Raw genomic sequence first — 25,813 nt, forward strand, 5'->3', positions numbered from 1 at the left:
GGCACCCTTCCACGCGGTCTGTGTAGAGCCGAGCCCACGCTCGGCTGCTTTCGGCCGGCAAGCCGAGCATCGGCTCGGCTCTACAGAATCATCGGGCCCCGGCCGCTTCCTTGGCCAGCTGCGCGTCGAACTTCTTCTCGGCCTCATCCGCATAGGCCTTGCAGGTCAGGGCCTTGGCACCGGCCTTGGCACCAGCGCTGTAGTTCCAGTTGCTGGCACCAGGATGCGGGGTCAGCAATTCGTCGCAGGGCAGCGCCCGCACCGTCGCGAAACTGCGCTTGTAGTCCTCGATCAGGCGCGGATAGCGAGGGTTGTCTCTCAACTGGTAACCCGGTGCGCTCAGGCTGTCGGCGTAGACGATGCGCACCGGTTTTCCTTCACGGGTATCGGTCCAGGTCCAGGCGGTGCTGCCCGGGGTGTGGCCGGGCACGAAGTGCGCGGTGAAGTCGATGCCACCGAGCGAGACCACCTCGCCGTCCATGATGATCCTGTCCGCGGTTGCCGGCGGATAGGTGATGCCGTCGCCGAAGTGCAGGTCGTTGCTGCCCCCGCGCGCCAGCAGCACCGCCGATTCTGCATTGGCCACGATCTGCGCACCGGTGCCGCGCTTGAGCGCAGCAACCGGGCCGGCGTGGTCGGCATGGGCATGGCTGAGCAGGATCAGGCGCAGATCCTGCGGCGCAACACCGCGCGCTTTCATGTTGCGCAGCAGGTGGTCGGCCATCTGCGGCATGCCGCCATCGAGCAGCACCGCGCCCTGCGGCGTCTGCACCAGCAGCGCGGTCAGGTCTTCGGTGCCGATCTGCCAGGTGTGGTCGGCAATCTGCAGAGGCGCCATGGGCTGCAGCCAGGATGCATCCACGGTGTAGGCACGCAGCTGCGGCAGCGTCGGTTCGGCGGCAGAAGCCGCAGCGGGAAGCAGGGCAGCGAGCGTGATGGCGAGGGTCTGCAGGCGCATGGGAGGACACCGATGAAGGAGGCCCAGAAACTAGCATGGGCCTCCTTCGTCGCGTCACGCATAGATTTCATGGCACCCATAAGGGCGCCATCTCTCAGTAGCGGTACTGCCACCCCAGCGTCAGCACACGTCCGCGGCCGGCAAAATAGCTCGGGTTGGATGGCGTGGTCTGCGAGTAGTAGGTGATGTACTGCTTGTTGGCGAGGTTCTGCACGCCCAGGGTGAAACTGCTCTTGTCCAGCGCATAGCGGGCGACCAGATCGAACGTGGTGTAGCCCTTGAAACTGGCCACCGGCACGCCGCGCAGGTCGAAGTCGCGATCGAAGGCATGGCTGGCCTGCAGGCGGGTGCTGAGCTGCGAGGTCCAGCTCTGTTCCCAGAACGCGGTCAGCCGGTTCGGGGCGATGTTGACGCCCGCCAGGTCGCTTTCCAGTTGACCATCCAGATTGGCGTCGTAGCGGCCATTGGCGCGGGCGTAGCCCAGGCCGAGGCGGCTGTCACCCAGGCGCAGGCGCAGGTTGGTCTCGAAGCCTTCCACCCGCGTAGCCTGGCGCTGCACGTTGTAGGCATCAATGCCGGCGTCATAGACCAGTACCGAACCCAGCTTGGATTCGGACGTGTAGTACGCGATATCGCCGCTGAAGCGACCATCGTCATATTCCAGTCCGATCTCGCGGTTGTCCGACACCACCGGCGACAGGTCCACCAGGTTGTCCACGCGCTGGCCATCGCGGTTGATCGCGCGCAGCACGCGGCCAACGTCGGCCACGGTGTAGCCCTCCGAGTACGACGCGTAGGCGTTGAGGCGATCGTTGATGTACCAGACCGCGCCGAAATTGGGCAGCGTCTCGCTCATCGTCGGTTTGCCACCGGCCACCTTGCGTGCGCCGTAGCGGGGCAGGGTGGTGTAGTCGCCCACTTCCAGTTCGCCCTTTTCGTAACGCAGGCCAGCGGACAGCATGACGTGGTCGGTGGGCCACCACTGCAGCTGCAACAGCGGCGACAGGCTCTGGTAGGTGGTCAGCGGCACCCAGTTCAGGCCGCTGGCCAACAATACCTGGTGGGTGCGGTCACGCAGGCCATCCAGGCCCAGGGTGACGTCCAGCGAGGTGTCGCCGATGCGGCGCCAGCTCTGGGTCAGCTTGAAGCCGCGCTTGTCCGATTCATTCTGGGTCTGGTCCCAGGCAGCGTTGGCACCCGTATTGCCCCACGGGTCCCACTGGCTGGCGCCGTAACGGCCTTCGAAATCGACCGCAAAGGCCTGCGCCAGGAACTGTCCGCCGAACAGATCGGCGTTGCTGTAGTCCAGGGTCAGCGAGCTTGAGCGGTTCATCGGCGGATCGAGCGGCGTATCGCCGGGCACCGACGTGGCCGGGCGACCGGTACGGAAGTTGCCATCCACGGGCAGGTAATTGTCCAAGCCACGCAGTTCGTAGCGATTGGCCATCAACTGCAGGCGCTGGCCTTCGGCGATGTTCCAGCCAAGCTTGGCGAAGATGTTGGTCGAGGTCGAATCCATCAGTTCGCCCTGCGCATTGGTGCCGATCGCACGGCCGTCGCCGTCGTAGTACAGGCCCTGCCGCTCATGTGCCAGGCCGGCAACGAGGTCGAACTGTTCGCCGCGGATACCCACCAGTGCCGAAGCACGCTGGCCATCATCGTCGCGGCGGCCCGGCGAGGCAGCGGTAAGCGAGAGGTTGCTGTCCAGCAGGAAAGCACCCGGTTCGCTCGGCGCGCTGCGGGTGATGATGTTGACGATGCCGCCGGTGCCGCCGATACCCTGCAGCGCGTTGGCACCGTGGATCACTTCGATGCGTTCGATCATCGCCGGATCGATGGTATGTGAATCACGCGAACCGTCGCGCAGCGGCGTGGACTGTGGCACGCCGTCGACCATGTACAGGATGCCGCGCCCGCGCATGCTTTCGCCATAGTTGGACATCTTCTCGCGCGCCGGGGCGAAGGCCGGGATCTGCGAGGACAGCACGCGCGACACATCCGAGCCCAGTGCCAGCTGTTGCTGGATGTCCTCACGGGTGAGCACGGTGATGGTGTTGGGCATGGCGGTCTCGCCCTGCGGCATGCGCGCAGTCGACGCCGACACGGTCACTCTGCCGAGTGAGGTCGCGGCTGCCAGCGTTGCTGCCGTGCGCGGGCTGTCCGCTTTTGCCGCCGGCTTCGCGGTTGCGACCGCACTGCGGATCACGAACACACCCGGCGAGCGTTCCTCGACGTCCAGGCCTTGGCCGGCAATCAGCCTTTGCAGCGCATCGCGCGGGGCATGGCGGCCGTCCAGCGCTGGTGCCTGGCGGCCGGCAACGCTGTCTGCAGCGAACAGCAGCTGGATGCCGCTCTGCCTGGCTACCGCATTGAGTGACTGCTGCAGCGGGGCTGCCGGAAGATGGACGTCCACCGTCGTGGGGGTGGACTGCGCCGCCACCGGAAGGGCGGCGCACAGGCTGACGGCCAGCAGGGCAGGCGTCAGGCGGCGCAGGGCGGCGGGCAGGGCAGTGCGGGTCATGCGGGGTCCTTCAGAGGGGTTCAAGCAGCAGCCGGATGAGCAGGGCCACAACCCACCCTCGGTGCAGAATTCAGTGGTGCGCGGAGATGTGGACGCTGCCATCGTCGCGGGGGTGGACGGCGACCGGCAGGATCTCCGGCAGCAGCGCCAGCCCGGTGGCGGCATGGTCGCCATCAAACACGCCCGAAACCTGCAGCGTGGCCAGACCGGGTTCGTCCAGTACGATCGCGCCGCGGTGATAGCGCTGCAGGCTGCGTATCACTTCGCCCAGCGGGGTCTGCGCGAACTGCAGCCGGCCCTCGGTCCATTCTCCGCTGCCGGCTGCGATTGGCTGCGGTTGCTGGACCGGGCCTGTCCCTGCCAGCAGTTGCTGGCCAGGGTGGAGGCGCTGCTCGCCATCGCGGCCAGCCACGCGCACGCCGACCTTGCCGCGCCACAGGCGGACTTCACTGCGGTCACCGCGTCGATCCACATCGAACACGGTGCCGTAGTTGCGCACCTGCACCGGTCCGGCATCGACCTGGAACCGACGCCAGCGCGACGGCGCCACGTCGAAGCGGGCGCGTCCGGAGACCAGCACCGTGCGGCGCGAACGCAGATGGCTGCGCACCTGCAGATGGCTGTCTGCATCCAGTTCGATGCGGCTGCCATCGGCCAGCAGCACGCTGCGACGCTCGCCGATGGCTGTCTGGTATTCATCCTTTTGCCAGCCGGGATCGAATGCGTAAAGCCCGCCCAGTCCAGTCACCAACAGCAGGCCGAGCACGGCGCCGCCGATCTGCCGGCTGCGCTGAGGCCGATACAGCTGCACCGGGTCGGGCACCGGAAACAGTGCCTTGAGGGTGTCCCGATGTTGATCCAGCACACGATCAGGCGAAGGCGCGCCGGTCTTGTCCGGGCGTGGGGTGCGCGGGCGGCGTGGTGCTGTCACGTCAACGCCCGCACATCCAGCGTCTGCCGGCAATCGACCATCGCCAAGCGCAGATGCCGCTCGACGGCCTTCAGGCCGATGCCCATGCGCCGCGCAACCGCCGCCTGCGGAACGTCATGGATCTTGTGCAGGATGAACACCTGGCGGCGTCGACAGGGCATCGCACGGATGACGTCGACCAGCCGTGCCAGTTCCTGCGTGGCGGCGGCCTGCCTGGCAGGACCGGCGCCTTCGCAGGCGGTATCGGGCAGTTCGGCACGGGGTTCCACCCACTGGCGGCGCAGGTCTTCGGCGCGGCAACGATCAACCGCGGCGTCATGCGCCATCCGCCGCAGCAGCGCCATTGGCTGCCGCACATCTGCCGGGGCGGGGCGCTCCAGCAGGCGGATGCAGACATCATGCACCACCTCGCGGGCCAGCCCGGGAGAGGCGAAGCGACGGCGCAGGTAATCCACCAGATCCTCGTAGTGGCGCACCAGCGAGGACACCAGTGGCAGCGCGGGTGGTGGGGAGTGCGGTGGCGTGGACATCCGGGAAAGCGGCGCAGGCGGGAAGGGGTGGGGCCACGCAAGGCCAGCCCTGCGCGGTGCCACGATAGTAATGGGAATGGTTCGCATTTGCCATCGGGTATGCCACAGCGGGATTGTTCGTGGCCGCCGGAAAGTGAATCCACGATCACCCTCTGCAGCGCACACTCGGCCGCAGATAGGCTGCAGGGCAGCCATCGGGGAGAGTGACCATGCACGTGCTTCTGGTGATCGTCGGCGGGTTGCTGTTGCTGGGCGTCTTCGTCCTGTTCGGCAGGCTCTGGAGCACAGGCAGCTCACAGCTGCCAACGGCGCTGTTGGCCTTCATCGGCACCTGGCTGCTGGTGTCGGTGGCCAATCTGTGGGTGGGGGTCAGCCGGGCGGGCTATACGGTGCGCGAGGAGCTGCCGATCCTGCTGCTGGTGTTTGCCGTTCCGGCGCTGGTAGCCGGTGTCATTTTCTGGCGGCTGGGCCGCTGAACGAAGGATCCGTGATGCCGGCAACACCCCGTCTTCCTGCCCTGCGTCGTCGCGATGGCCATCATGCGCGGGTGACCTACGAAGAACTGTTCTTCGACCTGGTCTATGTGTTCGCGGTTACCCAGCTCAGCCACCACCTGCTGCACCACCTCGGCCTGCTGGGTGTGCTGCAGACGCTGGTGCTGTGGTTTGCGGTCTGGCTTGGCTGGCAGTACGCGTGCTGGGTCAGCAACTGGTTCGACCCGGAGGCGCCGCGCATCCGCGGCCTGCTGTTCGTCACGATGCTGCTGGCGTTGCTGATGTCTTCGTCCATCCCCGAAGCCTTTACCGGACGCGCATGGATATTCGCCGGTGCCTACGCCACGATGCAGGTGGGCCGGACGCTATTCGTCCTGCTGGAAGTAGGGCGCGCGCACCCGCTGGCCGCCAATTTCAAGCGCATGCTGGCCTGGGTCAGCGTTTCGGCCTGTTTCTGGCTGGCCGGTGCAGCGGTCGAGGGCAATGCGCGGCTGGCACTGTGGGCGCTGGCCGTCGCCTGCGAATACATCTCGCCGATGTTCGGCTTTGCGTTTCCCGGCCTCGGCCGCTCGCGTACCCGCGAGTGGACCATCGAAGGCGGGCACCTGGCCGAGCGCTGCCAGCTTTTCGTGATCGTCGCACTGGGTGAGACGCTGCTGGCAACCGGCGGCGTGCTGAGTGAGGTGGAGCACTGGAGTGGAGCGGTGGTTTCGGCGGTGCTGGCGACCTTTGCCGGTACGATCGCGATGTGGTGGCTGTACTTCGGCATCTCCAGCCGGGACGCCACCGACACCATCAGCCGTTCCGATGACCCGGGTCGCATCGGCGCCTATTTCCACTACGTGCACGCACTGCTGATCGCCGGCATCATCGCCACCGCCGTCGGCAATGATCTGGTGATGGACGAACCGGAGGCGGCAGTGACCCTGCCGTATGCCGCGATGCTGGCGGCGGGACCGTTGATCTACCTACTGGGCAGTGCACTGTACAAGCGGGCGGTCTACGGCCGCGTACCGCGCTCGCACCTCGCGGGGGCGGCGGCGCTGGTCGTGCTCGGTTTCGTGCTGCCATGGATGCACCTGCTGGCCGCAGGGTGGCTGACCAGCATCGTGCTGCTGGCGGTGGGGCTGGCCAATACACGGTTGAAGCGAAGCATTGCAGCGACGCGCAGTTAGGGGGGGCTGCCCGGCAGGCCCGACCTCAGTCCAGCTCCGCTGCCATCGCCGCCAGTCGGGCCACGGTGTTGATGTTGCGGCCGGTTCCTTGTGCTGCGAAGGGGACGCGCAGGCGCGAAACGGCCATGCCATCGCCGTAGTGGATGAACAGCTCGCGCTTGCCGAGGGCAAGCTGTTCTTCGCCGATACCGGTGACGCCCTGCAGCGGGTCCTTGGGCAGCGCTTCATCAACGAACAGCGCGACGACACGGTTGCCGGCAGCGCCCTTGAAGGGGTTGCGGACGATCACTGCGGCCATCTCGGCAGCGGTACGCACCAGCACGCCTACCGGCTTGCCTGCATAGGCATGCAGGCATTGCGCCAAACTGTCGCGCACACCCGCTTCGTTGAGCGGGCTGCTGAACACGGCATTGCCGCTGGCGATATAGGTGCGGACATCGCGGAATCCTGCGCGCTGGCACATGCCCACCAGTTCGGCCATCGGCAGCTTGCCGGTGCCGCCCACATTCACTGCGCGCAGTAGGGCTACATATGCGGTCATGGCGTGCTGCCCTGCAGCCGGTCATACATGCGCACCAGATCCACCAGGGTGCGCGCGCCCATCTTGCGCATCAACTGCGCGCGACGCACCTTCACCGTGATTTCGCTGACGCCAAGATCAGCGGCGATCTGCTTGTTGAGCCGACCCCGTACCACGCCAGCGACCACCTCGCGCTCGCCGGTGTTCAAGGTGTCCCAGCGCTGCTGCAAGGCACCCAGCAGGTCGCCCTCGTGGCGTTGCAGGCGATTGATCTCGATGCCCTTGTGGATGGCATCCAGCAGTTCCTGGTCACGGAAGGGCTTGGTCAGGAATTCGATGGCGCCTTCCTTGATCGCATTCACGCCCATGGCGATGTCGCCGTGCCCGGTGATGAACACCACCGGCAGGTGCAGGCCGTGGCTGGCCATGGTGCGATGGAAGTCCAGTCCGCTCTGGCCAGGCATGCGCACGTCCAGCACCAGGCAGGCCGGGGCGTCCTCCATCGCATGGGCAAGGAATTCGCCGGTCGAGGCGAAGGCCCGTACCTGCAGGCCCATCGAGGCCAGCAGGTCTTCCAGCGCAGCACGCACCGAGGCATCGTCGTCGATCACGTAGACGATCGGTGACGGTTCCACAGGGAGTGTCGTGGGTTTACGCATGGGTAGCTTCCATGTGCGTGGGCAGCTCGAAGATGAAACAGGCGCCACCACCAGCGGGGCGCTCGGTGCGGATATGGCCGCCGTTGGCCTCGATCATCGAGCGGCTCAGGCTGAGGCCCAGGCCGAGACCGTTCGACTTGGTGGTCCAGAATGCATCGAACACCCGATCAGGCTGCTCCACGGGCAGGCCGATACCACGATCTCGCACGCTCAGGCTGACGTGGCCGTGCCCATCGTGCGTGGTCAGCAGCGACAGCCTGCGCTCGCCCGTGGGCGTACCGGCCATCGCGTCGACGGCGTTGAGGATGAGGTTGCCGATCACCTGCTGCACCTGCACGCGATCGGCATGGGCGGGGGGCAGGTCACTGCCCAGCACCAGCGCGACCGTCACACCATGCTGCTCCAGTTCGCTGTGTGACAGCGCCAGCATTTCCTCCACGGCCTGATTGAGATCGAAGGCCTGGCGCTCTGGTGCGGCCCCTTGGGTCAGGCCGCGGATGCGGGCGATCACGTCACTGGCGCGATGGGCGTCGGCGACGATGCGGGCGATGGTCTGGCGTGCTTTGTCCAGGTTGGGTGGATCCTGGGCCAACCAGCGCTGGCTGGCTTCGGCGCTGCTGGCGATGGCAGCCAACGGCTGATTCACTTCATGCGCGATGGAGGTGGTCAGCTCGCCGACGGTGGAGGCGCGGGCAACCCGCAGCAGGCGTGCCTGTGCGTCCTGCACTGCGGCCTTGGCGGCTTCCATCTTCAATGCCAGATAGGTGGTGATGCCGATCACCAGCATGCCGATTGCTGAATTGACCAGGCCGATGCGGTAGGTGCCGAAGCGGGTCAGGAAGAAACTGAGGCCGGTCAACGCGATGCAGACCGCGGCAAGCAGGATGAGGCCGCGTGCGGGCAGGCGCCGTGACGCCGCCAGGATGACGGCTGCGTAGAAGCAGGCGGCGGCAACGGCGTAGTCGGTAACCGTATCGACCAGGAAGATGGCCGCCATCACGATGATCAGGGCCAGCACGACCAGGGGGCGGCGGGGCGACAGCGATGGCATCGGGATGGCTCCCTGGCGTGGGTGGAAAGGATAGCAAAGCGCTGTTCGGTAGATGCCGACCTTGGCCGGCATGGGTTGGCCGCGGTCAAGGCGCCTGACGGATTGTGCCGACCAAGGTCGGCACCTACCACGGCGGTGCACGGTAGCGCCGGGCCATGCCCGGCGGAATGCATCCATCAGCGGCCGGCACTATTCCTCCAGGCTGGCGTTCCAGAATCCCTGCAGCACGCCCGGCGTGGCCGCCAACGTCGCCAGCACGGCATCCAGTTCGCCGCCATCGACCGTGGTGGCGTACAGCACCGCTTCGATCTCGACATCGCGCTCGCCGAACGGGCGCTGGTCGACCGCGCGTACCGGGTACTGCGCCTGTTCCAGCAACAGCAGAAGCCGGTCCAGCACCTCGGCCTGCTGCTCACGCTGGCACACCACGTTGATCGCGTAGGTCGCCTCGCTGAACGCTTCCGGCAACGGCTGCCGCTGGATGCGATTCACCACCGGCCGCAGCAGGGTGTTGGCGGCCAGCACGAACACCGCAGCCAGCATCGCCTCGGGCAGCAGCTTGATGCCGGCACAGGCGCCGACCGCCGCCGAGCCCCACAAGGTGGCGGCGGTGTTCAGGCCCGATACCTGTGCGCCATCCTTCATGATCGCGCCAGCACCGAGGAAGCCGACGCCGGAGATCACATAGGCCACCACGTGCAGCGGTGACGGCGGCCCGCCGTACAGGTCGTGGAAACGCACGGCCAGGTCGACGAACACGGCGGCGCCCACCGCCACCAGCGTGTTGGTGCGCAGGCCGGCGGTGCGCTGGCGGAACTGCCGCTCCAGGCCGATCAGCGCGCCCAGCACGAAGGCGACGGACAGGCTGATCAGCGAGCTGAGGGTGGCGCCCGCGTTGAACGCGGGCAGGTGGGGGTTGAAGTCCATGACGGTTCTCCCTGCGCCGATGCGCTTACTGCCAGCCGTAACGGCGGATGTAGAGCTTCTTCAGCGCGGTGGTCAGCACCGCATAGCCGAACAGGATCGCCACCAGGAACGGCCAGTAGCCGGCCGGCAATGCCTGCAGCTTGAAGTAGCCGGCCAGCGGGCTCATCGGCAGGATCACGCCGATCGCCATGATCGCTCCGGTCATCAGCAGCAGCGGCGGCGCGGCGATGCTCTGCAGGAACGGCACCTTGGGCGTGCGGATCATGTGCACGATCAGGGTCTGGGTCAGCAGGCCGACCACGAACCAGCCGGACTGGAACAGGCCCTGGTCGGCCGGCGTGCGTGCATCGAACACGTACCACATCAAGGCGAAGCAGCTGAGGTCGAAGATCGAGCTGATCGGCCCGAAGAACACCATGAAGCGGCCGATGTCCGCCGGGTTCCACTTCAGCGGCTTGCGCACCAGCTCCTCATCCACATTGTCGAACGGAATGGCGATCTGCGAGATGTCATACAGCAGGTTCTGCACCAGCAGCTGCAACGGCAGCATCGGCAGGAACGGCAGGAACGCCGAGGCCACCAGCACCGAGAACACGTTGCCGAAATTGGAGCTGGCGGTCATGCGGATGTACTTCAGCATGTTGCTGAAGGTGCGCCGCCCCTGGATGACGCCTTCCTCCAGCACCATCAGGTTCTTTTCCAGCAGGATGATGTCGGCGGCCTCCTTGGCGATGTCCACCGCGCTGTCCACGCTGATGCCGATATCGGCGGCGCGCAGTGCCGGAGCATCGTTGATGCCATCACCGAGGAAGCCGACCACCTTGCCCTGTGCACGCAGCTCGCGCACCAGTCGTTCCTTGTGCAGCGGCGTGAGGCGGGCGAACACGCGGTGTTCCTGCAGTGCACGTGCCACGGCCGCATCGTCCATGCGCTCGATCTGCGGGCCGGTCACGATCGTATCGGCGTCCAGGCCGACCTGGGCACAGACCCGGGCGGTGACCAGTTCGTTGTCGCCGGTGAATACCTTTACTTCCACGCCGTGCGCGGCCAGCGCCTGCAGCGCCTGCGCGGCCGATTCCTTCGGCGGATCGAGGAAGGCCACGTAGCCCACCAGGGTCAGATCGCGCTCATCGGCCTGCGAGTACACGCTCTGGCTGGCCGCGGTTTCCTTCATCGCCACGGCCACCACACGCAGGCCCTGTTCGTTCAGCTCCTCGGTGGTCTGCCGCACGCGGGCCAGGCGCTGCTCATCCAGCGGCATGTCCTGGCCGTTCTCGCGCACGGTGCTGCACACCGCCAGCATTTCCTCCACCGCACCTTTGCAGATCAATTCGTGATGGTCCTCGCGCTCGGATACCACCACCGACATGCGGCGGCGCTCGAAGTCGAACGGGATCTCATCGACCTTGCGGTAGTCCTGTGACAGGCGCAGCGAGCTCTGCAGCTCCACATGCTCCAGCACCGCACGATCGAGCAGGTTGATCAGGCCGGTCTGGAAGTGGCTGTTGAGGTAGGCGAAGGTCAGCACATCCTCCGAATCCTGCCCGAACACATCGGTGTGCCGCTCCAGCGCGATCTTGTCCTGGGTGAGGGTGCCGGTCTTGTCGGTGCACAGCACTTCCATCGCACCGAAGTTCTGGATCGCGTCCAGGCGCTTGACGATCACCTTGCGCCGCGACAGCAGCACCGCGCCCTTGGCCAGGGTGGAGGTGACGATCATCGGCAGCATTTCCGGGGTCAGGCCGACCGCTACCGACAGCGCGAACAGGAACGCTTCGGTCCAGTCGCCCTTGGTCCAGCCATTGACCAGCAGCACGAACGGCACCATCACCAATGCAAAGCGGATCAGCAGCCAACTGACACTGTTGACGCCAGCCTGGAACGCTGTCGGCGCACGATCGCTGGCACTGCTGCGCTGGGCGAGGGTGCCGAAGTAGCTGGTGTTGCCGGTCGCCAGCACCAGCGCTGTTGCCGTGCCGGACACCACATTGGTGCCCATGAACAACAGGTTGGCCTGTTCCATCAGGCCAGCCTCGGCGTTGCCCGCCTGCACGAACTTCTCCACCGGCAGTGATTCGCCAGTCATCGCGGCCTGTGCGACGAACAGGTCCTTGGCCGCAAGCACGCGGCAATCGGCCGGGATCATGTCGCCGGCCGACAGCACGATATGGTCACCCGGCACCAGGTCGCGGATCGGCAGATCCAGCAGCCGTGCCGGCCGCCGGCTGTGCAGTTGTGCGCCGAAGTACTGGTCGGCCACTTCTGCCGCTTCGGTGCCTGCAGCGCGGCGCAGGACGCGTGCGGTGTTGCCCACCAGGGCCTTCAGCCGTTCGGCAGCGCGGTTGGAGCGACCCTCCTGCACGAAGCGGATCAAGGTGGACAGCACCACCATCGCACCGATCACTACCGTCGCCTTGGCATCTTCGGTCAGCCAGGACACGGCCGCCAGCACCGTCAGCAGCAGGTTGAACGGATTGCGATAGCACTGCCACAGATGGCGCCACCACGGCAGCGGCTTCTCGTGGTCGACCTCGTTCGGGCCGAAGCGCAGCAGGCGCTCTTCGGCTTCGTGCGGGCTGAGACCGTCGACGTGCGACTGCAGGGTAGCCAGTGCATCGGCTTCGCTGCCCTGTGCAAGCGCGAGCAGTCCGGCAGTGAGCGTGGCCGGTGCGGCCTGCGTGCTGCCACGGCCGTAACCGGCTTCGGGCATCGCACGACGACCGAACAGGTTGCCCGCGCGACGGCTGCGCAGGAAGGCGTTGAACCAGGCGTTGAGCAGGCTCATGGGAAGGTCCTCTTGGAACGGCGCCGGGCGGAGCCGGCACGTGGAGCGGAAGGGGCGGGTAGTCAGGCGTGGCGCATGGCCAGCACCGATGGCGACCAGGGCTGCATGCGCAGCCGCTGGCTGCCGCCGATGCACAGCGGCTTCATCGCATCGCGCAGCGGGTAGGGCAAGTGGCGCAGCACGTTGATGCGCTCGCTGATCGGCAGCAGCGACAGTGCGTCGGCCACCACCCGTGGCGAGCCGAGGGCCAGCGAACGGGCGAACAGGACAGGGCCGTGCTGCAGCAGCAGGCTGCGCAGGGCGGAAACATCGCGCTCACCGATCAGGCGGCGGACAGTGATGTAGAGAATCTTGTAGGACATGGGATTCCTCCGGGCAGGCGCTGCCCGGGGCTCCCATCGCTTACACGGACAGGAACCGGCCGTCAGTCGCCAGCAGTGAACAAGGGGGCAGGCAGGGGCGCGCGTCGCGCCCGGCAGGGTCGGGATCCATCTGCGTCTCCGCGTGGGGCGGCCAGTCGCTGGCCAGTGGCGCTATTGTCCGCGCTCGTATTCAGCAGGCCTAGAGGCCCGTGGGTTAGCCCGGCTATACCTTGGTATAGAAAAAGGGGCCGTTGGCCCCTTTTGTTCAGCTGCGGTCGGCGAAAGCGTCGGTGGCCCGCACCAGGGCATCGGTAGTGGCCGCTTCGTTGGCGCTGTGGCCGGCGATGACCATCTCCAGGGTGGCTTCCGGCCAGGCTTTGGCCAGGTCCCAGGCACTGCGAGGTGGGCAGATGATGTCGTAGCGCCCCTGCACGATGACGCCGGGCAGGTGGCGGATGCGATCGATATCGCGCAGCAGCTGGCCGTGTTCCAGGAAGGTGTTGTGGCGGAAGTAATGCGCCTCGATGCGCGCTTTGGCCAGGGTATCAAGCGGATCGGTAGCGGAGGCCGCGTCGACGTCATGCACCAGCGTGGCGGCGTTGTCTTCCCAGCCCAGCCAGGCCTGCGCCGCTGCGATGCGGACGGCTTCGTCGGCGTGGTCCAGGCGCTTCCAGTAGGCTTCGAGCATGTTGCCGCGCTCGTCCTCAGGGATATGCGCCTCGTAGCGATCCCAACGCTCCGGGAAGATCCAGCGGGCACCGCCGTTGAGCTCGGCGAACCAGCGGTTCTCTTCCTCGCGACCGAGGAAAACGCCGCGCACGATCAGCCCGGTGGCACGGTCGGGATGGGCCTGTGCGTAGGCCAGCGACAGGGTTGAGCCCCAGGAACCGCCGTAGACCAGCCAGCGCTCGATGCCCAGGAGTTCGCGCACTTTCTCGATGTCGGCCACCAGATCCTGCGTGGTGTTGTCACGCAGCTCGCCGAACGGCGTGGAGCGGCCGCTGCCGCGCTGATCGATCAGCACGATGCGGTAGCGCTTCGGGTCGAAGAAGCGGCGATGGGTGGGCGAGATGCCGGCGCCCGGGCCACCATGCAGGTACACCACCGGAATGCCCTCAGGCGTGCCGCACTCTTCGATATGCAGGGTGTGCAGCGCGTCGACGGGAAGCGTGTGTTCGCGGTACGGGGTGATCGGCGGGTACAGCGTGCGCATGGCGATGCCTCACAAGCGGGGACTGCAAGGATAACGGGGCACATCGGCCAGCGTCATCCGCGTCAGGTTCAAGTATTCTTTGCGTTCAAGGGGCAACACCGTCGATTCCTGGCGATAGAGACCCTGCAGGACGCAGAGGATGAATGACTTGAGCGCGCAGGACGTCACCGTACAAGCCTCACCGGCGCGCGGCACCCTCAGCAGCGGCGCCCGTGAGTCGATGAAGTGGCTCGCGCTGCTGTCGATGACCGGTGACCACGTCGCCAAAGTGGTTTTCGGTGGCTATGTGCCGGTGGTCAGCGAGTTTGGGCGCATCGCCTTCCCGCTGTTCGCGCTGGTGATGGCCTGCAACCTGGCGCAGCCGGGTGCCGATCTGGGCAAGTCGATCCGGCGCCTGTCCGCCTGGGGCCTGGTTGCGCAACCCTTGCACATTCTCGCCTTCGGCCACTGGTTGCCGCTGAACATCCTGTTGACCTTCGCGCTGGCCGCCGTGGCGGTGCACGCGCTGACCAACAACCAGCAGCTGCTGCTGCTGGTGGCGGCAGGCCTGCTGCCGTTCTTCGTGGATTACCAATGGGCGGGCGTGGCATTCGTGATGCTGGGCTGGATCGCGTTCCGCCACCGGGCGTACTGGCTGCTGGCGTTCGGATTCGGCGGGCTGTGCTGGGTCAATGGCAACGGATGGGCGTTGCTGGCCGTCCCGCTGGTAGTTGCGTTGGCCAGGGTGCCCTGGGCGGTTCCGCGATCACGCTGGGCGTTCTATCTGTACTACGTGGGGCACCTGGCGGTCCTCGCCGCCTATGCACAGTGGCTGCGCTGAGCAACGGCAATTGATTGCGCAGCACGCACGGGGGAGCGGGCGCGAGGGGATTTCGAGGGGGAGTGCCCTAGGGATTTTCCTACCCAATTTCGTACAGGTTTCCGATGGTTGTGCGAGTGTTCGAGACCTAGACTGAGGTAGTCGCGACACTATTGGATGGCGTGTACTGCTGGGGAAGGCAGGCGCGCGATACGTCCTCAGCCGGGAGCTGTTCGAGTGCAGATGAAAGGATTCATGCCGGCCGTTCTTGCCGGCGCTCTGCTGGCTGCGGCCGGTGCTGCAGGCGCGCAGGCGCTGGGTGCTGCCGCCAGGGCCAGCGCCGATGGATGGGTCGGGCGTGAGGCGTCGCAGCTGCTGATGCAGCTGCGCGTGGATGGCGGCCGGGTGCAGATCGAAGAAGACGATGAAACGCTGGAAACGCGTTACACCTGGCGTACTGTCGTGCCGGCCTACACCGAGCAGGTGAAGGTGGGCGGTGGCGAGTTCCTGTACATGGAGCCCACCGGTACCAGCGGCCAGCGAGCGGTGTACGCCCCGATCATCGTCGAGGACGTCCACCACGCCGAGGAACACCGCTGCGACATTACCTACATCGCCGACCGCGATGGCGTGGTGCGCCGCTGGCAGCACCGCGGGCCGCGCTGCGACATCGATATCGTCGGGCCGGACGCACGTCGTCCGAACCGATCAACCCCGACCGCTTCCCGCGTCCAAGGATACTGACATGAGACAGCACACCCCGTTCCGCGTTGCCGCACTGCTGGCCCTCGCGCTTGGCGCATCCGTATTGGCGCCGACTGCCTGGGCCAAACCCCGGCATGGCGTGGTCGAGGACATGCAGCCAATCGAGAATCGAGGCGAGGATACCTCCGAACGGACCAAGCGCGGTCGCAGCATCGGTGAGCGGCTGGGCAAGATCGGGGGGGTTCTGGCGGGTGTCGGTCTGAGCAGTGCCGGACAGACCGAAGCCGGTTATGTGGTCACCAACGTGGCTGCTACCAATGGCGACAGGATCGGGGGATCCATCGGCGAGAAGATCGCCGGCGAAGGCCCGACTACCCGTTACATGGTGAAGGTGCGCTTGGACGAGGGCCGTGTGCTGTCAACCACGCAGCTGCGTGAACAGGTCGCAGGCCTGAAGGTCGGCAGCCGTGTCATCGTGGACGGCACGGGTGACGACGCGCGCATCGTGGCCGAGTAGGGTAGGCGCGCCTTGGGCGGTCGACTTTCCAGCCCTACAATCGACCCATGCCTGCCACGCCCACCCTCGACGATCTGCGTCGCTACGCCGTAGCCCGCACCCTGTTCACGCCCACCACGCTGCTGACCGCGATCCGTCGCCTGGGCTTCGTGCAGGCCGATCCCATCCGTGCGCCCGCGCGTGCCCAGGACCTGACCCTGCGGCACCGGGTGAAGGGCTATCAGGCCGGGGATCTTGAGCGCCGCTACAGCCGGCTGCCGATCGAGGAAGACTTCCTGGTCAACTACGGTTTCCTGCCGCGCGAACACCTGGCGTTGATGCATCCGCGGGTGTCCCGCAGGCCGTGGGACGCCAGCACGCGGCGCAAGGCGGCCGAGGTGCTGGCGTTCGTGCAGGAGCGGGGTGCGGTGCATCCACGCGAGGTCGACCAGGCGTTCGCGCATGGCCGGGTGACCAACTACTGGGGCGGCACCAGCAATGCCAGCACCCACCTGCTGGATGGCATGCACTACCGCGGCATGTTGCGCATCGCCCGTCGTGACAGTGGTACCCGCATCTACGCCGTTGCGTCACATGCACTCGCCGAGGGCGGCAAGGCCGCACGCCTGCAGCGCGCCACCGCACTGATCGACCTGGTGGTGCGCAAGTACGCGCCGTTGCCTTCGGCCAGCCTCACCTATCTGGCGCGGCTGCTGGGCTATGGCGCTCCACATCTGTCCGTTGAGATCCAGCAGGCACTGCGGCTGGCGCGCGAGCGACTGGCTGGCGGCATCATCGACGGAACACAGTGGTACTGGCCGGCCGAGGAGAATCCCCGTTCGCGGCGCTACCAGGCCGATGAGCAGGTGCGGCTGCTGGCACCGTTCGATCCCGTGGCCTGGGATCGGCGACGGTTCGAATTGTTATGGGGCTGGGCCTACAGGTTCGAGGCCTACACTCCGGCCGCCAAGCGTCGCTTCGGCTACTACGCGCTGCCGCTGTTGTGGCGCGAGCAGGTGGTCGGCTGGGCCAATGTCACCGCCAAGGATGGTGCTCTGCAGCCGGATATTGGTTTCGCCAGTGCCTCGCCCATGAAGGACGTTCTGTTCCGCAACGCGCTGGATGACGAACTGGAACGGATGACGCGATTCCTCACCGGATGAAGTCTTGCCTTGCGGTGACAGCGGGCGATGTTGCTAGTCGTCGCGCCGCTGCGTGCGCACCCGTGCACGCGCGTCATAAAGCTGGCTGTCCGCATGATGGATGGTGTCAGCCACGGACTCACCCGGCGCGCTGACCGCCGCGCCCATCGAGAACGCCGTCGGCGACTGCGCTGCGTTGGCGGCGTACCAGCCCTCCAGCAGGGCAAGGCGTTCGGACGCCGATGCGGTCAACACCACCAGGAACTCGTCTCCGCCCAGGCGGACCACGGTCTCTCCCGCACTCAGCGGCGCCTTCAGGAAGGCGGAAAACTCGACCAGGATCGCGTCGCCGCGGCGGTGGCCCTGCGCGTCATTGATCCGTTTGAAATCATCCAGATCAAATACCAGGCACGCCCACGTTCCGGCGGTCATCTCGTCGAGCCGGTGCAGGTAGCGGCGGTTGTGGCACTGGGTGAGCGGATCCTTCAGCGATAGTTCGCGCAGGCGCTGCTCCTGCAGGCGCAGCGCGGTGACATCCTGGGCGTGGCCGAGCACGAAGGGCGGCTGTCCCTCGCTGTCGAGCACATTGTTGTAGGCCCAGTAGCGGAGCGTTCCATCGGCGGCGATGAGTTCGATGACACCGGCGTCGGTGTGGTTGGCTTCGATGCGCTTTAGGTAGGCATTGAATACCTCGCGGCGCTCGGGCGGCATGTAGTCGCACAGGTTGCGGCCGATGATCTGGCGTTCCTCGTAGCCCAGGGACTGCAGCGCCGCCGGGTTCACCGAGGTCAGCGTGCCATCCAGCGTATGCGTGCAGATCAGCCCCAGGCTGTAGTGGAACAGACGCCGATAGCGCACCTCGCTCGCCTCCAGGGCGTCCAGCGCCGCGCGTTCTTCGGTGACGTCCTGGATCGCGCCCACCAGCCGCGGATGGCCCTCCACCTGCTGCCGGTTGCCCACCACGCGGGTCCAGATGCTGCGTCCATCGGCTGTGCTCATCGGCAGCTGCACCTCCCAGGGCGTGCCATCCTCCACGCAACGCTGCACGGCAGTCTGGATGATGCTGCGGCTGTCCTGGCGGTAGAACGACAAGGCCGATTCGAATGTGGGCTGGTAGCTGGAGCGCACGCCGTGGATCTGCTTGGTCTCGCGCGTCCAGCGTACCTCGCGGGTGTCCAGGTCCAGTTCCCAGCCGCCGACCTTGGCCGCGGTGTTGGTGCGCTGCAGGAAGTCCTCGCTGCGCTTCAGATCGCGATGCAGCGCCTGCGCCTGGTCGATCTGCCGCAGCAGTGCGCTGCGTTGTTCAAGCACCTGCGTGGTGACCCGGCCAAGATGGGCCATCAATTCCCGTTGCGACGGCGACAGCACGCCGGGCAGCGTGTCGAGCAGGCACAGTGTGCCGATGCGCGCGCCATGGGCGGTGGTCAGTGCTATCCCGGCGTAGTGGCGTACCCGGTGCCCTGCGGTGACCAGCGGACTGCTGGCGAACCGTGGGTCCTGCCGCGCATCCGCAATCTCCAGCAGCTCGTCCTGTTCGATGGCATGCGAACAGAACGAAATCGAGCGGGGCGTTTCGGTAATGTTGCCTAGCCCGATGCTGGACTTGAACCATTGCCGTTGCGCGGCAACGATGGATATCAGCCCGATGGGCATGCCCGTGGCAGCGAGCGCGGCGGCAACGATGGCATCGAACACGGGCTCTGGCGGCGTATCGAGCACACCCAGGCGGTCGATCTCGAGGAGTCTGGAAGCTTCATCCATGGCAGGCACTGCGTCTCCGGCAGGGAAGGGCAGGTCACAGCGGTCACGCTAGGGCGCGGCACGTTATGCCGTTGCGCGAAACAGTGAGGCTGGTGTCAATGATCCTTCAGTGATGGGTTTCATGCAGGTCTCTTTGGCGTTGCCGCGCGGGGCGCGCGTACCGAAACGTGACGGTGATCGCGCACATGCCAGCGCCAGGGAAAATCCACGGCACGGGTGATGCCGATGCGCGGCCCTACCACCGGGTCGTCCGGCGGCGGCATGCCGTCGTCCAGTATGGTGATGCCGTGGCTGGCAGTCACCAGGTCAGCGCCGTCGAAGCGCCGGTCCAGGCCAAACGCCTGCGACAGCTTGCCGGGGCCACTGGCCAGGTCATGGTCGCGACGGGCGGCAGGGCGCAGCGGGTACATCAGGTCCTGCCCGGCAACCGGCGCGGCGGCACGCAGCAGTACCGCAACACCCTCGCCGATGTCACCGCAGACGACATTGCTGCCCCAGTGCATGCCATAGGTGAAGTAGACATAGAGATGGCCCGCTTCGCCGAACATGCTGGCGTTGCGCGCGGTCATGCCGCGCCAGGAGTGTGCGGCCGGATCCTCGCTGCCGGCATAAGCCTCGACCTCGACAATGCGTGCCACGCGGCCATCGTTGCACACCAGCAGCTTGTTCAGTAGCTCCGGTGCGACCACCGTTGAAGGTCGCTGATAGAAGGCGCGCGGGAGACGGGCTCCGTCAACGGGCAGCGCGGCGAACGTGGCATCTGGATCGGTCTGCTTCGGCATGCTGGAATCATCGCCTGTCCGCGGTGAAGCTGTCGCCAGTGTGGTGTCAGTCCGCCGCGGCTGGACGATCGAGCGCGGCCCGGCGCGCGGCAAACACCTCCGGTGTCTGCGGTTTGATGAACAAGGCCACCAGTTCCGGGAACTCCTGTTTCACCGCAGACTCGATGCGGGTGATGCAGGCCTCGATCTGCGGCGTGGTGCGGTCGTCCTCGAATTCCGCACTGAGCATCGCCACCACCTGTTCCGGGCCCATCTGCAGGGTGGTCACACCGTTGGCGCGGCGCAGATCCGGGTCGGTCACGGCCACGGCCATGATCCGTTGCGCCACCGCCGGGTGGGCCGGCTCACCGATCAGCAGGCCCTTGGTCTCGCGCGCGAGCAGGAACGCGGTCAGCGCCAGCACACCGGCAATGCACAGCGAGGCGACCCCATCCAGCACCGGCATCTCCAGCAGTTGTGCGGCCAGCAGCCCGACCAGTGCGAAGCCAAGGCCGAGCAGGGCGGCACTGTCTTCCAGCAGCACGGTGAAGGTGGACGGATCCTTGCTGCGGCGGAATGCCTCGAAGTATCCCAGCGAGCCCTTGCTGCGGCGGAACTCGCGCAGCGCCACCCACCATGAAGCGCCTTCGAACAGGATGGAGATGCCCAGCACGCCGTAGCTGATGGCGTGATTGGTGGCCGGCTCCGGCTGGCGGATGTGCTGGATGCCCTCGTAGGCCGAGACGCCGGCACCGGCGGCAAATACCAGCAGGGCGACGATGAAGCTCCAGAAGTACAGCTCGCGGCCGTAGCCGAAAGGGTGCAGGGTGTCGGGGGCCTTTTCTGCGCGGCGCAGACCGTACAACAGCAACACTTCGTTGAGGGTATCGACCAGCGAGTGCACGCCCTCGCTGAGCATGGCCGAGCTGCCGGACAGGCCAGCGGCGATGAACTTGGCAATGGCGATGGCGAGGTTGCCTGCCAGTGCAGCGTAGATGACCAGACGTGAGCCGGAGGGCGAGGACATGGCAGAGACAAGGTGGCGCGGAAGACTGATGATCGCGTCCACCTTGTCCCCGGCGTGTGCAGGGCGAACGCCGTTCACACCTCCGCCCGCGTCTGGGTCAGCAGGCGGGAGCCCTTTGCCGCGGCCTTGATTTGCGCACCGCGCCGGTGGCGGCCTTCACCGGTGGTGGCGGTGTGACGGATGTTGGCGCCGGAGGTTCCGGAGGCTGCGGTGGGGGAGTTGCTTGGGGAGCTTCAGGCGTCGTGTACCATGTGAACACTTCGCTGCTGGGCACGGGGATCGACCGGGTTCGGGTCTTCGGCGTCCAGCCCGGTTCGGCGATGACGGTGTGGCTGCCAAGGCGATTGAGCAGGAAGACATCCCGGATCTCATACAGCTCCTTCCCGGGGCCGTCGATTCTGCGGCAGTTGGTTGACACCCCGGATGCCCGAACCATCCTGCAGCCCTCGCTCGATACCACCACACTCTGGTGGGGCAGCATCCCCAGCTGGAACGTGTTGGCAGCGCGGTCGAGTGATTCGAACAGGGTGCCGGCAATGAGCAGGATCGGGGCGATTACCAAGGCAAGTGCGAGTACCCGGGACCAGAGCGGGAGTGTTCTGATGCTCAAGATGACCAAGTGAAGGAGCGGCAGCCCGAGCGAGACCAGGAGCACTTCCCAGCCGCTCATCGTGGCGGCTGCGGAATGGGTGCCGAAGACCACGATCGCGATCAAGGGGAGCGTGAACAGGTAAAGGCAAGCGGACAGTGCAGTCAGCTTCAGTGCCCACCAGATCTTCTTCTTCCGCAGAACGCTGCCGACGGGCTCATCAATGGGCTTGGGCTTCATTCCCATCGGCGCGAAGGCGCCAGCGGCACCGACCAGAATGGCGCCTGCGAACAGGATGGGTGCAGCGTCGCCGAGCGGAGTGAAAAGCCAGACGTACATCCAGCCTGTTGCCAGGGCCGCTCCCAGCATGGCCATACCCATGCTGAGGCCAGCGGACGCCAACCATTGCGTCTGAGATGTGCGGACGCTGCTTCTGTCGGTGATGAATCCTGATTTCTGCCACTCGATCAGCACAGCGGCGGGGAGCATGAGCGTCAAGATGACCACGATGACCATCACGACCGAAAAGAAGACGATGGCCGCCGCCACCAGACCGATATCGGTCAGTGCAAGGCTTGGCAGGTAGTGGATCCGCCAGAAGAAGACGATCATCGCAAGGGTGCCCGCCAGCGCGAACAACGCCTTGTGGGCGTAGATGTCGGTCAGGATTTTGGACGCTGCCGGCCAAGGCGAGCCGGAAGTAGGCGAAAGGGTGTCGGGGCGGGGGTCCTGCAACGGCATCGCGCATCGTCCATGAGTCGGGCTTCACCTCCGGATATCGGCCGTTCGCGAAAGCGCTTGAATCGAAATCCAGATCCATGCAGATCCTTATCGCTGGCGTTGCCCTCCTGTGCTGTCCGCCTTGACCGGCACTCCTGGGCAGCGCCGCCCCGTGGCGACGCCACCCGGCGGGGTGCCCGCTAGTTCGGGGACACCAGGATCGCAGCGTCGAGCACCGGGAACGATTGCGGTGCCTGGCCCGACGAGGCGACCAGGCGGATCTCCAGCGTCGTCGAACCGCCGCCGGCAGCATCCGCGCGCAGCGCCCCCAGCGTCTGTGGCAATGGCACGGCGAACGTCGTTGGATGATCGTGCCCCATGGCCGCCATGCTCGGCCCGAAGAATGAGACCGTGCCGGCGTAGTACGGACTGTCCGCGCTGACCGAGGTGACGTCGGCCGGTGCATTGATCAGCACGTCGAACTCGCGCGTGTTGTGCAGTCCATGGGGGCGCTCGAGGGTCACCTCCGCAATCAGCATGCGCGGGCCGGTGGCCGCCAGATGCGCACGAACCGCTTCGTTGGGCACCGCTACACGCACGGCGCCGTCGGTCCGCTTGCCGCGCACCAGCCGCGCGGCCTTCGCGGCGTTCGGAGCCGTTGCGGCCTGCTCTGCGGCACGGACACCGCGGCCATAGACGTAGTCATAGTCGAACGCGGTGGTGGAGAAGAATTCCGCGGCCGGGCGCGTGCCGACGTAGCGGCCCTGGCCATTGACGAAGAAGCGGAACGGTTCGTCCATGAACTGCCGGCGTTCGGCAGCGTCGGTCGGCATGATCGGGCGGCCGAAGGCCTGCTGCCTGCGTGTCCACACATCCCACAGGCGATCCATGTTGGCGTGGTGCAGGTAGAAGATCGGATCCAGCGGCGACAGGAAGTTGGTCATGTTGCCGTAGGGGCCGGGATCGACGGCGCCGACACCGCCAATGCAGTTGTGCACCTTGTTGTGCGGGAAGCCTTCCAGCACCGAGAACTTGGTGGCCCCATCGGGCTGCAGCACGTGCGAGGTGGTGCGCGAGCTGGTGAAGCTGCGGCTGATGTCAGGGTTGTTGAACTCCACCGGTGACAGGCCGGCACGGATGGTGTCGGCGGACACGGCGGAGGCTGTCTTCGGGTCGAAGCCCGGATGCTCGCGCCATAGATAACGGGCGCCACAGGTAACCGCGTACGCCGCATTGCCGGAAATGTCGGTTTGTTCCTTGGCGTTGTAGCCGGTGACGTCGTTCCAGACGTCTTCGGCGCTGTTGTAACCACGCAGCGACAGCTGCTGCCGCTGCCCACTGTCCAGGGTGTTCCAGTGGCGCTGCAACGCAGGCTTCATGAACTGGGTGAACACCGCCAGGTTGCGGGTGTAGGGCGTATAGGCTTTGTCTGTCGGAGTCAACAGACCGTCGAACATCGCAACCGGAATCTGCGGAAGTTCAGTCCAGTCCCAGTACGGCATGGCGAACTGGCGATCGCCGCTGAGCTCGCGGATGGTCTGTTCGAAGTAGCCTACGTAGCCGCGGTGCCAGACATAGAACCACCAGTTGCCGTGCGGGCAATCCATCAGGTGCACGAACGCATTGCGGAACCAGTTGCGCGGGTCGTCAGCCGGCAGCGCCAGCATTACCTGGATGCCTCGGGCATAACTGGCCAGCATGCGCTGGCCTTCCGGGCTGGTGACGTTGTAGCGGTGGAAACGCGCCACTGCGGTACCGTCGGTCGTGCTCTGGCCACTGGCCAGCGCACTGGGTGCGAACAGCGATGCCAATGAGGCGGTGGCAGTGGTTGCTAGGAAATCACGGCGTGTATAACGCATAGCGTCCTCCCTGGTGATTGGTTCAACCGCGTCGGGTTACGAATCACTGCAAGGGCCCGCGGCTGCTGCCACGGGCCGGACGGGGACATCCAGCCCCGCCGCCCGGATCGACGGGCGCGAACGCGCCGCCGGACCAGGGCGGCAGCAGTATAGGCACGGCATTGCGCCCGGATCTGGGCAGTCCGCCACAGTCATGGCCGGCCCTGGCCGGCCGGGTCGACTATTCCGGGCCGGTCTTCACCCGCGCCACACGCTTTCGGTACTCATACACGTTGTCACCGCGGATCCGCTTTTCCTGCGTCCCGCTGATGCTGTCCACGCGACGATCCGAGCCGGTCACCGGCTGCGCCTCGACAGCGGTTTCGTGTTCGAACGAATGCGATTTGTCGGTGTTCCGGTAGAACCGGTACAGCGCCCAGTACAGCGCGGTTGCGCCGGCCGGGCCTGCAGCCAACAACCAAAGACCACTGTCATCACTCATGTGCTGGCCACCAGGAAGGCAATTGCGAGGGCTTCGATGATCGTGCCGGCGGTCAGCGCCGCCAGCAGCATTTTCCACTGCTGCACCGGCACGCTGCCCATGGTTTCACCGGTTCGGCCGTTCACTGCGATGTAGTGCAGCATGCCGCCGTTCTTGCCGGGCTGGTGGTACGAATACAGCCACACCGGCAGGTACATGGCCACCCAGCGGGTGCCGTGCACCTCCAGCTGCTCCTGCTCCCAGCGCACGCCTCGGTCGTAACGGCGCACCGTGCCTTCCACCTGCGCGCGGGCGATCGACAGCAGCTGGTCTTCCAGTCGCGGCCGCAGCTTTTCGACGTCCAGGTTGCGCTTTTCCGAGGTGAAGCCCGCCAGGTAGGAGGCGTTCCACTTCACTGCGTTCTTGGTGTCGAACGGCAGAATCGTGTTGATGATGTTGTTGGTGTTGGCGCGCGTGTCGAGGTTGCCGCGCTCGGCCGACGATTCCAGGGGCAGGTCGTCCACGGTGAAATCGACCTGGCGTTCCACCTGGTAGATGTCCGCGTCGTAGTAGGTCTGCTTGTTCTTTTCGCTGCCACGGGTGTATTCGCGCGTCTTGATCTCGCCCTTGCCGGCCACGGCCGCACTGACATTGCCGTCGACGATCATGTAGGGCAGGTACACACCCACCACGTTTTCCGGGGTGAACTGCTCCTTGAACGCCTTGAGCGCGAACATCCGGCGCTTGTCGACGAACTGGCGGATGCGCGCGACCGCATCCTCCTTCTTGATGTGGAACGGCAGCACGGCGTCAGGCACGGCGCCGTTGGCGATCTGTTCGTTGACGCCGAACACGTGCCGGCACCAGTGGCAGCGCGCTGTCATCGTGCTTTCGGTGTTGACCGTGACTTCGGCGCCGCAGCCGGTGCACTTGAAGGTCATCAGTGCCGAGGTGTCGGCATCGATATCGCGTGCGCCCGATGCGATGACGGTGCCACGCAGCTGGTCGATGGCTTCACCCAGCCCGAATTCCTCCTCCACCCGTGCGCCATGCCATTCGTGACGGCAGTACAGGCAGACCAGGATATCGGTGCCCAGCTTGGGCCGGATATCGGTAGCGCCGCACTTCGGGCAGCGGTTGAGGCCGTCTTTAAGTTCGGCCGCGGAGGTATCGATGGCGACCGGGTCGGGCGCCTCGATCTCATTGCGGATGGCCTCAGGCAGCTTCGACGTATCGAGCGGGAAGCTGCCGGGCAGGGGAGGGACGTCCTGCGGCGAACCCGGCCCGTCCAGCACCGCCGCCGGTAGGGGCGGCGGTGCTGAAGCGGATTGGGGCAGCGGCGGAGGCGTGTTTCTGGGATCGGACATG

24 protein-coding genes are annotated in these 25,813 nt (G+C 66.1%); 6 read left to right on the forward strand and 18 right to left on the reverse strand.

From position 1 onward, the window contains the following. Positions 1–88 precede the first annotated feature (88 nt). The 4 genes from blaL1 to QOL57_RS16390 all read right to left on the reverse strand — a co-directional run bounded on the left by blaL1 (position 89) and on the right by QOL57_RS16390 (position 4,940). Entirely contained in the window at positions 89–958 is an 870-nt protein-coding gene (blaL1, locus tag QOL57_RS16375; RefSeq protein WP_089235771.1) for a L1 family subclass B3 metallo-beta-lactamase, read from the reverse strand. Positions 959–1,052: 94 nt separating this feature from the next. Further along, positions 1,053–3,479: a TonB-dependent receptor gene (locus QOL57_RS16380; protein WP_089235770.1), complete on the reverse strand. Its 2,427-nt coding sequence runs from the start codon at positions 3,477–3,479 to the stop codon at positions 1,053–1,055. Positions 3,480–3,549: 70 nt separating this feature from the next. Next, the gene (locus tag QOL57_RS16385) at positions 3,550–4,410 is read right to left on the reverse strand and encodes a FecR domain-containing protein (RefSeq protein WP_089235769.1); all 861 of its coding nucleotides are present in this window, start codon (positions 4,408–4,410) and stop codon (positions 3,550–3,552) included. Then, positions 4,407–4,940, reverse strand: coding sequence for an RNA polymerase sigma factor (locus QOL57_RS16390; protein WP_089235768.1), 534 nt, complete (start codon positions 4,938–4,940; stop codon positions 4,407–4,409). The genes QOL57_RS16385 and QOL57_RS16390 overlap by 4 nt, the downstream gene beginning before the upstream one ends. A gap of 209 nt (positions 4,941–5,149) precedes the next feature. Here QOL57_RS16390 and QOL57_RS16395 point away from each other — a divergent pair, with 209 nt between their 5' ends. Both QOL57_RS16395 and QOL57_RS16400 read left to right on the forward strand, forming a co-directional pair. Then, a complete protein-coding gene (locus QOL57_RS16395) occupies positions 5,150–5,416 on the forward strand; it encodes a hypothetical protein (protein WP_089235767.1) in 267 nt (88 codons plus the stop codon). Between the two features lie 14 nt (positions 5,417–5,430). Continuing rightward, entirely contained in the window at positions 5,431–6,609 is a 1,179-nt protein-coding gene (locus QOL57_RS16400; protein ID WP_089235766.1) for a low temperature requirement protein A, read from the forward strand. Between the two features lie 25 nt (positions 6,610–6,634). Here QOL57_RS16400 and QOL57_RS16405 read toward each other — a convergent pair whose 3' ends face one another. From QOL57_RS16405 to pip, 7 genes are all read right to left on the reverse strand, one after another. After that, positions 6,635–7,150: a DUF1697 domain-containing protein gene (locus tag QOL57_RS16405; RefSeq protein ID WP_089235765.1), complete on the reverse strand. Its 516-nt coding sequence runs from the start codon at positions 7,148–7,150 to the stop codon at positions 6,635–6,637. Beyond that, positions 7,147–7,788, reverse strand: coding sequence for a response regulator transcription factor (locus QOL57_RS16410; RefSeq protein WP_089235764.1), 642 nt, complete (start codon positions 7,786–7,788; stop codon positions 7,147–7,149). The genes QOL57_RS16405 and QOL57_RS16410 overlap by 4 nt, the downstream gene beginning before the upstream one ends. After that, positions 7,781–8,839, reverse strand: coding sequence for an ATP-binding protein (locus QOL57_RS16415; protein WP_089235763.1), 1,059 nt, complete (start codon positions 8,837–8,839; stop codon positions 7,781–7,783). The genes QOL57_RS16410 and QOL57_RS16415 overlap by 8 nt, the downstream gene beginning before the upstream one ends. A gap of 189 nt (positions 8,840–9,028) precedes the next feature. After that, positions 9,029–9,766, reverse strand: coding sequence for an MgtC/SapB family protein (locus tag QOL57_RS16420; protein WP_089235762.1), 738 nt, complete (start codon positions 9,764–9,766; stop codon positions 9,029–9,031). A 25-nt stretch (positions 9,767–9,791) separates the two neighbouring features. Continuing rightward, entirely contained in the window at positions 9,792–12,551 is a 2,760-nt protein-coding gene (gene mgtA, locus QOL57_RS16425; RefSeq protein ID WP_089235761.1) for a magnesium-translocating P-type ATPase, read from the reverse strand. 62 nt (positions 12,552–12,613) lie between these two features. Beyond that, positions 12,614–12,913 (reverse strand): hypothetical protein, encoded by a 300-nt coding sequence (locus QOL57_RS16430; RefSeq protein ID WP_025874438.1) that lies wholly within the window; start codon positions 12,911–12,913, stop codon positions 12,614–12,616. Between the two features lie 265 nt (positions 12,914–13,178). After that, entirely contained in the window at positions 13,179–14,126 is a 948-nt protein-coding gene (pip, locus tag QOL57_RS16435) for a prolyl aminopeptidase (protein WP_089235760.1), read from the reverse strand. A gap of 139 nt (positions 14,127–14,265) precedes the next feature. Between pip and QOL57_RS16440 the strand changes: the two genes are divergently transcribed. The 4 genes from QOL57_RS16440 (at position 14,266) to QOL57_RS16455 (ending at position 17,289) form a co-directional block, all read left to right on the forward strand. Further along, positions 14,266–14,946, forward strand: a complete 681-nt coding sequence (locus QOL57_RS16440) for a TraX family protein (RefSeq protein ID WP_089235759.1) — start codon at positions 14,266–14,268, stop codon at positions 14,944–14,946. A gap of 222 nt (positions 14,947–15,168) precedes the next feature. Then, a complete protein-coding gene (locus QOL57_RS16445; RefSeq protein ID WP_141134205.1) occupies positions 15,169–15,669 on the forward strand; it encodes a hypothetical protein in 501 nt (166 codons plus the stop codon). Between the two features lies 1 nt (position 15,670). Further along, positions 15,671–16,147 carry a hypothetical protein gene (locus QOL57_RS16450; protein ID WP_089235757.1) on the forward strand — a complete coding sequence of 159 codons (477 nt, stop codon included), beginning with the start codon at positions 15,671–15,673 and terminating at the stop codon, positions 16,145–16,147. A gap of 47 nt (positions 16,148–16,194) precedes the next feature. Continuing rightward, positions 16,195–17,289, forward strand: coding sequence for a crosslink repair DNA glycosylase YcaQ family protein (locus tag QOL57_RS16455; RefSeq protein ID WP_089235756.1), 1,095 nt, complete (start codon positions 16,195–16,197; stop codon positions 17,287–17,289). Between the two features lie 33 nt (positions 17,290–17,322). Here the strand turns inward: QOL57_RS16455 and QOL57_RS16460 are convergent, their stop codons facing one another. The 7 genes from QOL57_RS16460 to QOL57_RS16490 form a co-directional block, all read right to left on the reverse strand. Next, entirely contained in the window at positions 17,323–19,029 is a 1,707-nt protein-coding gene (locus QOL57_RS16460; RefSeq protein ID WP_089235755.1) for a PAS domain S-box protein, read from the reverse strand. Positions 19,030–19,148: 119 nt separating this feature from the next. Further along, entirely contained in the window at positions 19,149–19,811 is a 663-nt protein-coding gene (locus QOL57_RS16465) for a DNA-3-methyladenine glycosylase (protein WP_089235754.1), read from the reverse strand. A gap of 46 nt (positions 19,812–19,857) precedes the next feature. Further along, positions 19,858–20,817, reverse strand: a complete 960-nt coding sequence (locus tag QOL57_RS16470) for a cation diffusion facilitator family transporter (RefSeq protein ID WP_089235753.1) — start codon at positions 20,815–20,817, stop codon at positions 19,858–19,860. 97 nt (positions 20,818–20,914) lie between these two features. Then, the gene (locus QOL57_RS16475) at positions 20,915–22,147 is read right to left on the reverse strand and encodes a hypothetical protein (protein ID WP_089235752.1); all 1,233 of its coding nucleotides are present in this window, start codon (positions 22,145–22,147) and stop codon (positions 20,915–20,917) included. Positions 22,148–22,326: 179 nt separating this feature from the next. Continuing rightward, positions 22,327–23,985: a tyrosinase family protein gene (locus QOL57_RS16480; protein ID WP_089235751.1), complete on the reverse strand. Its 1,659-nt coding sequence runs from the start codon at positions 23,983–23,985 to the stop codon at positions 22,327–22,329. A 220-nt stretch (positions 23,986–24,205) separates the two neighbouring features. After that, positions 24,206–24,466 carry a hypothetical protein gene (locus QOL57_RS16485; protein WP_089235750.1) on the reverse strand — a complete coding sequence of 87 codons (261 nt, stop codon included), beginning with the start codon at positions 24,464–24,466 and terminating at the stop codon, positions 24,206–24,208. Continuing rightward, positions 24,463–25,812 (reverse strand): hypothetical protein, encoded by a 1,350-nt coding sequence (locus tag QOL57_RS16490; protein ID WP_089235749.1) that lies wholly within the window; start codon positions 25,810–25,812, stop codon positions 24,463–24,465. Before QOL57_RS16490 ends, QOL57_RS16485 begins: the two co-directional genes overlap by 4 nt. Position 25,813: the final 1 nt, after the last annotated feature.

This window comes from Stenotrophomonas sp. yr243 (assembly GCF_900184195.1).
Lineage (GTDB): Bacteria > Pseudomonadota > Gammaproteobacteria > Xanthomonadales > Xanthomonadaceae > Stenotrophomonas > Stenotrophomonas lactitubi.

Bases quoted from the DNA above. Each gene is read 5' to 3' on its own strand.
- blaL1 (WP_089235771.1), bottom strand. From the start codon at position 958: ATGCGCCTGCAGACCCTCGCCATCACGCTCGCTGCCCTGCTTCCCGCT.
- QOL57_RS16380 (WP_089235770.1), bottom strand. From the start codon at position 3,479: ATGACCCGCACTGCCCTGCCCGCCGCCCTGCGCCGCCTGACGCCTGCC.
- QOL57_RS16390 (WP_089235768.1), bottom strand. From the start codon at position 4,940: ATGTCCACGCCACCGCACTCCCCACCACCCGCGCTGCCACTGGTGTCC.
- QOL57_RS16395 (WP_089235767.1), top strand. From the start codon at position 5,150: ATGCACGTGCTTCTGGTGATCGTCGGCGGGTTGCTGTTGCTGGGCGTC.
- QOL57_RS16400 (WP_089235766.1), top strand. From the start codon at position 5,431: ATGCCGGCAACACCCCGTCTTCCTGCCCTGCGTCGTCGCGATGGCCAT.
- QOL57_RS16405 (WP_089235765.1), bottom strand. From the start codon at position 7,150: ATGACCGCATATGTAGCCCTACTGCGCGCAGTGAATGTGGGCGGCACC.
- QOL57_RS16410 (WP_089235764.1), bottom strand. From the start codon at position 7,788: ATGCGTAAACCCACGACACTCCCTGTGGAACCGTCACCGATCGTCTAC.
- QOL57_RS16415 (WP_089235763.1), bottom strand. From the start codon at position 8,839: ATGCCATCGCTGTCGCCCCGCCGCCCCCTGGTCGTGCTGGCCCTGATC.
- QOL57_RS16420 (WP_089235762.1), bottom strand. From the start codon at position 9,766: ATGGACTTCAACCCCCACCTGCCCGCGTTCAACGCGGGCGCCACCCTC.
- mgtA (WP_089235761.1), bottom strand. From the start codon at position 12,551: ATGAGCCTGCTCAACGCCTGGTTCAACGCCTTCCTGCGCAGCCGTCGC.
- QOL57_RS16430 (WP_025874438.1), bottom strand. From the start codon at position 12,913: ATGTCCTACAAGATTCTCTACATCACTGTCCGCCGCCTGATCGGTGAG.
- pip (WP_089235760.1), bottom strand. From the start codon at position 14,126: ATGCGCACGCTGTACCCGCCGATCACCCCGTACCGCGAACACACGCTT.
- QOL57_RS16440 (WP_089235759.1), top strand. From the start codon at position 14,266: ATGAATGACTTGAGCGCGCAGGACGTCACCGTACAAGCCTCACCGGCG.
- QOL57_RS16445 (WP_141134205.1), top strand. From the start codon at position 15,169: ATGAAAGGATTCATGCCGGCCGTTCTTGCCGGCGCTCTGCTGGCTGCG.
- QOL57_RS16450 (WP_089235757.1), top strand. From the start codon at position 15,671: ATGAGACAGCACACCCCGTTCCGCGTTGCCGCACTGCTGGCCCTCGCG.
- QOL57_RS16455 (WP_089235756.1), top strand. From the start codon at position 16,195: ATGCCTGCCACGCCCACCCTCGACGATCTGCGTCGCTACGCCGTAGCC.
- QOL57_RS16460 (WP_089235755.1), bottom strand. From the start codon at position 19,029: ATGGATGAAGCTTCCAGACTCCTCGAGATCGACCGCCTGGGTGTGCTC.
- QOL57_RS16465 (WP_089235754.1), bottom strand. From the start codon at position 19,811: ATGCCGAAGCAGACCGATCCAGATGCCACGTTCGCCGCGCTGCCCGTT.
- QOL57_RS16470 (WP_089235753.1), bottom strand. From the start codon at position 20,817: ATGTCCTCGCCCTCCGGCTCACGTCTGGTCATCTACGCTGCACTGGCA.
- QOL57_RS16475 (WP_089235752.1), bottom strand. From the start codon at position 22,147: ATGCCGTTGCAGGACCCCCGCCCCGACACCCTTTCGCCTACTTCCGGC.
- QOL57_RS16480 (WP_089235751.1), bottom strand. From the start codon at position 23,985: ATGCGTTATACACGCCGTGATTTCCTAGCAACCACTGCCACCGCCTCA.
- QOL57_RS16485 (WP_089235750.1), bottom strand. From the start codon at position 24,466: ATGAGTGATGACAGTGGTCTTTGGTTGTTGGCTGCAGGCCCGGCCGGC.
- QOL57_RS16490 (WP_089235749.1), bottom strand. From the start codon at position 25,812: ATGTCCGATCCCAGAAACACGCCTCCGCCGCTGCCCCAATCCGCTTCA.